The following is a 7,069-nucleotide window of genomic DNA, read 5'->3' as shown; positions in this document are numbered from 1 at the left end:
CTGAGGTGATCAGTTCGGTCTTGTTCTCCTCATCGATACCGATTCGCCACGAGTCTCTCATGTGCGACTGTGCGACCCATACCACGATCAAGGATAGGATCAAGAGGATCCAACCTATGAGTTCGAGCGTATCATGCTGGAGATACCAGAATGGAAGGAGATGATACTGCCAACTAGGGACAAAAGCATGGATCGATACCACGACCAATTCCAGCAAGGAAATGAAGCCGAAGACCTTTCCGTTATAGCCATGAGCATCATCTCCTTTATTGAAGGTGAGCGGATTGACGCCTGTCTTTTTCCAAAGGAGATATGACCTGAGAAAGAAGACGAGGAAGAAATAAACGATGAAGAAAATGAATAGATACATGGTCTCGTTTTAATGTTCGTGTTCTAGTTCACCCGCCTTGGACTGCGCATCCACGTAATATGCTCCTTTGACAACGACCTTCATTCCATCGGGCATCGGGTCGATCAATTTCACCTCACTGTACCCTTGGTCTTCCGCACCGACAGTGACTCTGAGTTTTATGAAACTCAGCTCACCATCCTCTACTTCTGCGGTGGAAGCGAAGATGTAGGCATCCATCCCATCCCTGATAATGGCTTCGGATGGGAGGCCTTGCACGGTGGCATCCGTCAACCAGATCTTGTATCGTATGAATAGATCTTTGATGAAAGGGGGACGTTCTTCCTCAAGATGTCCATGAATCCGTACAGTCTTGGTCTGTTGATCGAATTCTTTTCCGATCACGGCCACTTCACCTGAGAATTCCTCTGTACCGATGGCTGGAACACTGTAGCTGATCCGTTGCCCTTTTTCGACCTTCGAGATGTCTTTTTCGAATACATCCAGCTCCAAATGGAGATGCCCATCATCCACGATCTCCATCAACTCCATTTGTGGATCCACATAAAGTCCATTGTGCAGGGTCAAGGATGTGATGTAACCTGTGATCGGTGCGGTCACTACGATCTCCTTTCGGATGTTTGACGCTGTAAGTGACGATGGATCGATGCCCAGGTATTGAAGATGCTTTGCCGTGCCGTTCAAGTTGGCTTCAGCCTTGGCGAATTCGGACTCCAATTTCTGGAGGCTCTTGGCCACTCCCGCATCGGCAGCGACCAGTGCGCGCTGTCGCTCTAGATCGGCTCGTAAGTAGTCCAAGTCTGCCTTGCCTTCGAGGTACTGCATCTGTTGGTCGATGATCTCCGCATTCTCGATATAGGCTATCCGAACTCCTTTCTCGATGTGGTCGCCTTCCACATATTTATTACTGCCCTTGACAATACCCGATGTCCTTGCGGTGACACCGCTATAAGCATTCGGTGGAAGCCCGAGCGTTCCTGTGGCCGAAATGAAATCATTGACTTTGATGGCTTCCATTTCTCCGAATTCAAGACCGATGGCCTCGATCTGTTCACTGGACAGATGAATGCCTTCGGAATGTTCATCGTCATGACCTCCTTCGCTATGTTCATCATGATCACCTTCTCCGTGATCATGACCAGAGTGATCCTCTCCTTGCTCTTCCGAAGTGCCATGATCATGTCCATCGCCTTCCGTGTGTTCATGACCACAAGAGGTCACGACCGACATCATGACCACCATGATCATGAGTTGAACTATGTTATTCTTCTTTTTCATTTGTTCTTGTCTTTTATTGGATCAATAAAGTGTTGTCCGTAATGTTTTTGCTCTGGAATAGGCACGCACAGCCTCCGCGTAGATCTGATAGTTACTCAAGCTGAGATCGAGGGCATTGAGTAATTCCAGATAACCGATCGTACCAGCCTCATAGTTGAGTTGACTGATCCTGACCATCTCTGGGTCTATGTCTTCCACCAATTCTTGATACTCCCTGATCGTATTGGCCTCACTGGTCATCAGGTAGTCAAGTTCACTTCTTCGCATGTCGATACGCATGCGGGTGGCTTCGATCTGCGAATCGGCCAATTCGAGTCCGATGCGCTGAGCCTTGGCCTCTTTTCGGTATACATTGTTCAGCAGTGGAATGGACAGGCCGACTTGGAATCCATAGAGTCGGCCTCCCTCGAAGTAGTCCTGTGAGGAATAACCGATAGTCGCCTCTGGAGCAAGAGCCGCTTTTTTCATTTTCAAAAGAGCCGTCTGTCTTTCCTTCTCCAGCACACTGCGTTGCAACAATGGACTGGTGCTATTGGGCTGTGCACCTTCCAGCAGTATATCAGCATCAAGCGACTCTGCCATGGGTAGCAGAGAAGAACCCATCAAGAGCTGCAGTCGCATCTGACTCGACTCCAAATCTCTACGGGCACGCAGAAGTTCAGTCGATACGGCTTTTGCTCTGGATCGTATGGCCATCAATTCGACTTGGTTCACTTCTCCCAACTCTACTCTGGTCTCAGCTCGCCTCAGATTCTTTTGATACAGCGAGTCCACTCGATCATAGAGTTCGACTTGTGCCGCCCTGGTCTGGATCGCTCTGTAGAGGATCTCCACCTCAGCCTTCAATTTAGCTTGTGTGATGGCCTTGGAAGTGTTGGCGATGTCCAATTCGGCCTCTTGCAATCTGTCTCTGGCCATTGCAGCCATGGGCAAGGGAATGGCCTGATCTACACCGAACATCTCTACCTGCTGACCATTCGGTTCGCCTTGACCATCACCTTGGTAATAGAGATCGGTGTTGCCTAGTCCGTAGCCGATCTTTTTAAGCTGAGCGGCTTGATCCACTTGTAGATCAGCAGCACGGATCTCTGGATTATTCTCCATGGCCATCTGCAAGGCCTGATCCAAGGTGACCGCTTCTGTCTGTGCTTGTATCGAAGTCGAAGCAAGACATAGTAAGAGGACAGTGATTGCTCCATTGATACTACTTCCTTTCTTTCTCCGTTCACTCCATCGCTCGAACCACGAATAGAGAATAGGCAGAATGATCAACGTCAGGAAGGTAGCGCTGATCAGGCCCCCGATGACCACGGTGGCCAATGGTCGTTGTACCTCGGCTCCTCCAGAATTGGAAAGTGCCATCGGTAGGAAACCGAGAGAGGCTACTGATGCTGTCATGATCACTGGTCGTAAGCGGACTTTGGTTCCGACACGTATGCGTTCGCGTATATCTGTCATACCTTCATTTTTGAGTTGATTGAAATAGCCGATGAGTACGATCCCATTGAGCACCGCCACACCGAATAGCGCGATGAATCCGATTCCCGCTGATATGCTGAAGGGCATACCACGCAGATAGAGCGCGGCAACACCACCGATGGCCGATAACGGGATAGCGCTGAAGATCAATCCTGCTTGAGCCATGGATCCGAAAGTGAAATAGAGCAATAGGAAGATGATCGCCAATGCGATAGGCACTGCGATCATCAATCGCGCATTTGCGGCTCTTAGATTCTCAAACTGACCACCATAGGTCACATAATAACCAGGAGGCAGTTCCAATTGATCGAGTTCGGTCTGTATCGAGCCGACCAATGACTCCACATCGGTATCTCCTGCATTGACCCCGATGACGATACGCCTATTCGTATTGTCTCTGGAGATCTGCATCGGTGCATTGATCAGCTCTACTTCAGCCATATTACTTAGAGGAACTTGTTGACCATTGTTGAGGGTAATGAACAGCTCGCTCACATCTTGGATATCGGTGCGCTCGCTATCATCAAAGCGGATCACCAGATCGAAGCGTTTTTCTCCTTCATAGATCACGCCCGCTTTTTCTCCTGCAAAAGCAGATCGCACAATGCGATTGACCTCGGCTACATGGAGTCCATACTGAGCGAGTTTTGCATAGTCATAACGGATGAAGATCTGCGGCATTCCGATCGTCTGTTCCACATTCACCGTTCCGACCCCATCGATCGGTGCGATCAATTGCTCCGCTTCTTTTGCCTTGGAATAGAGTAGGTCAAGGTCTTCACCGTAGATTTTGATGGCAATGTCGGCCTTGGTGCCGGGCATCAATTCGTTGAAACGGAGCTGAATGGGCTGGGAGAATTCATAGCCTACACCAGGTATGCTCGACAGAGATTCCTCGATGGCCTCAAACATGCCGGGTCTATCATTGGCAGTCACCCATTCCTTACGAGGAGTCATGACAAGGACATAGTCTCCGATCTCCACTGGCATGGGGTCCGTAGGGATTTCAGCCGATCCGATATTGACCACCGCATCGGTGATCTCAGGAATATCGGCCATCAGTTTATTTTGGATCATACTAGCCGTTTCCACGCTCTGGCTCAATGAACTCCCTGGAGGCAAAATGTGCTGCAGGGCTAGATCACCTTCTTCGAGGGTCGGTATGAATTCTCCTCCCAGACGATTGAATCCGACAAGACTGACAATGAAGAGTACAACTACCGCTGCAACAAAGGCGACCTTCGTCTTCAGTGCATATTCCAAAGTTGGGACGTAGAACCTGAGGAAGAAGCCATTGATCTTGTCGGCCAAAGTCTTTTTTGTAGATACTTTCTTGTTCATGAACAGGGCAGTCATCATAGGGACATAGGTCAGCGAGAGGATCAATGCACCACCGATGGCGAGCATGACCGTTTGTGCCATGGGTTTGAACATCTTGCCCTCGATCCCTACAAGCGCAAGGATCGGGATATAGACCATGAGAATGATGATCTCTCCAAATGCGGCCGAGCTTCTGATCTTCTGCGAAGACTCGATTACTTCCTCATCCATCTGCGATGCAGTCAGCCGTTTACCTCCGAATCGGACATGCAAGCGATGAACGATGGACTCCACAATGATGATCGCCCCATCCACGATAAGTCCGAAGTCGATGGCTCCCAAACTCATGAGATTGGCAGAGATACCGAGCAGGTTCATCATGGCCAAAGCGAATAGCATGGAAAGAGGAATTACTGAGGCCACAATCAGCCCGGCCCGCCAATTACCGAGCATGAGGATCAGGATGAGAATGACGATCAGTCCACCTTCGATCAGATTCTTCTCGACCGTTCCGATCGCGCTGCTCACCAATTTGTCTCGCACCAGATACGGTTCGATCACAACTCCTTCGGGCAAGGATCCTTGTATCTGTTCTACCCGTTCCTTCACCAGTTCGGTCACCTCGGCCGAGTTGGCCCCTTTGAACATCATCACCTTACCACCCACGACTTCTTCTCCGTTGCGCACCAGCGCGCCATAGCGAGGTGCCCTGCCAAAACCTACATCGGCCACATCACTGATAATGATGGGAATGCCGTTCTTGACCGTGATCACGATACGCCCAATGTCTTCAAGCGATCGGGCAAGCCCTTCCGTACGGATGTAATAGGTGAAGGGCCCTTTTTCGATATAGGCACCGCCAGTATTCTCATTGCTCTTCTCCATGGCATCGAAGATGTCAGTGACATCGAGTCCCATGGACTTCAGACGGTCAGGATCGACCGCTACTTCGTACTGTTTTAGAAAGCCACCCATGGAATTCACCTCGGCTACTCCCGGAATACCGGACAATTGCCTTTTGACAATCCAATCCTGGATAGAGCGGAGTTCTGAGGGAGAATATTTCTCTTCATACCCTTCGGTAGGTCTGACCACATACTGGTATATCTCACCAAGTCCGGTAGAGATGGGAGCCATTTCCGGGGTGCCATATCCATCGGGTATCACATCCTCTGCTTCTTTGATCCGCTCGGTGATGAGCTGTCGCGCCAGATAGATATCATGCGACTCATCGAATACCACAGTGATCACCGAAAGTCCGAACTTGGATATTGAACGGATCTCTTCGATGTCCTGCAGGTTCTGAAGAGAGAGTTCGATCGGGGTAGTGATGAACTGCTCCACTTCTTGCGTGGCCAAGGAAGGCGATACGGTGTAGATCTGTACCTGATTATTAGTGATGTCAGGTACGGCATCAATGGGTATCTGAGTGGCCGAATAGAGCCCCCAAATGATCAAGGCAAAGGTGAATAACCCCACCATGAGCTTACTCCGCACGGAGTAGGCGATTATTTTATCGAACATGAAATGAAATTGAGTGTTAGACTTACCAGAATACTCAGGTCAGGTGGCCCTTCTAGGGCACACTTCACCTAAGAACTAAGACTAACAGCGGGCTGGGGGATGCCAGATATCGGAGTGGACTTCGATGGAGATGTCTTCGATCCAAATGGAACGATGGTCGTTCAAGGAATGGTCGATCTTACGCTGCTCTTCACCAATAGGAGGCATTGTAATAGCGATTCCGCAGCAAGAACAAGTACAGAATGGGGAGCATCCGTCTTCATGGTCGCCATGATCCTCATGCTCGTGCTCAGCGTCTGAATGAGAATGTGTGACATGCTCTACTGCTATCTCGCCCTCCACATGTTCCTGCTCCATACCATCGGTGCATGGCAGCACAGAGATGCCGAGGAACAGGATGGACAATATGAAAGAAGCGATTCTCATTCTTAAGCAATCAAAAGTAGTTTATTTTGATATACGCATCGGGGTTAGAAAAGATACTCTCGTTCTGCTAGTGCCGAGTTAGCGTACGCAGTAAAATTGAAAGTATGTCATCGCTTCAGACACATCACTGCTCCCTCGTCCCTCGGGCCAGCGATAAGTCTTCGCCTTACCATATAAGGCCAGCCCGCTATTAAAAAAGGGATTGTCTCGCACTTGTGTTTCAATTCGCCATTTGGGTCTTGACGGTTGGAGTAGACGTGCTGTGTGGCTGAATATTGGAGAGGACGTGCTACGTGTGCCGAATTTTGACGTGCTGGATGATTGAAAATTGGAGCGGACGTGCTGCATGTGCCGAATCTTGCCGCAGGAATGGGCACGCGATCTCAAAAAAGTGAATTCGAAGAGAGGTGCGAATCGAACCGAATAATTGACGAACTTGGTGGATGAAAAAAGCCTCTAACACGGTGTCATACCCCAGCCCCGCACAAAGCTCCCCGCTCACCGCGCTATCGCGCGACTCCGCCTTGGGCCGTGGCATACACTGGTTACGTTATGCATAATGCAAGCTAGCGTGAGTTGGAGTAGGCCAAACGCACAAAACCACGCGCTTAGAAGTGCTTCTTAGACGTGCTCGGTGTACCGAATCCTCACATAGACTCGTGACGTGTTAGC

4 protein-coding genes are annotated in these 7,069 nt (G+C 49.7%); all 4 read right to left on the bottom strand.

Annotation, left to right across the window (positions count from 1 at the left end):
- On the bottom strand, positions 1 to 370 hold a 370-nt coding region (locus HKN79_06675), incomplete at its 3' end, for an isoprenylcysteine carboxylmethyltransferase family protein (protein NNC83243.1).
- A gap of 9 nt (positions 371 to 379) precedes the next feature.
- On the bottom strand, positions 380 to 1,603 hold the full coding sequence (locus tag HKN79_06670) for an efflux RND transporter periplasmic adaptor subunit (GenBank protein NNC83242.1): 1,224 nt from the start codon (positions 1,601 to 1,603) through the stop codon (positions 380 to 382).
- Positions 1,604 to 1,669: 66 nt separating this feature from the next.
- Positions 1,670 to 5,971, bottom strand: coding sequence for a CusA/CzcA family heavy metal efflux RND transporter (locus HKN79_06665; GenBank protein ID NNC83241.1), 4,302 nt, complete (start codon positions 5,969 to 5,971; stop codon positions 1,670 to 1,672).
- Between the two features lie 81 nt (positions 5,972 to 6,052).
- Entirely contained in the window at positions 6,053 to 6,397 is a 345-nt protein-coding gene (locus HKN79_06660; GenBank protein ID NNC83240.1) for a hypothetical protein, read from the bottom strand.
- Positions 6,398 to 7,069 lie beyond the last annotated feature (672 nt).

The organism is Flavobacteriales bacterium (assembly GCA_013001705.1).
GTDB lineage: Bacteria > Bacteroidota > Bacteroidia > Flavobacteriales_D > JABDKJ01 > JABDLZ01.
The sequence above is the reverse complement of the archived record's forward strand: the minus strand, read 5'-3'. Positions and strand labels throughout refer to the sequence as shown.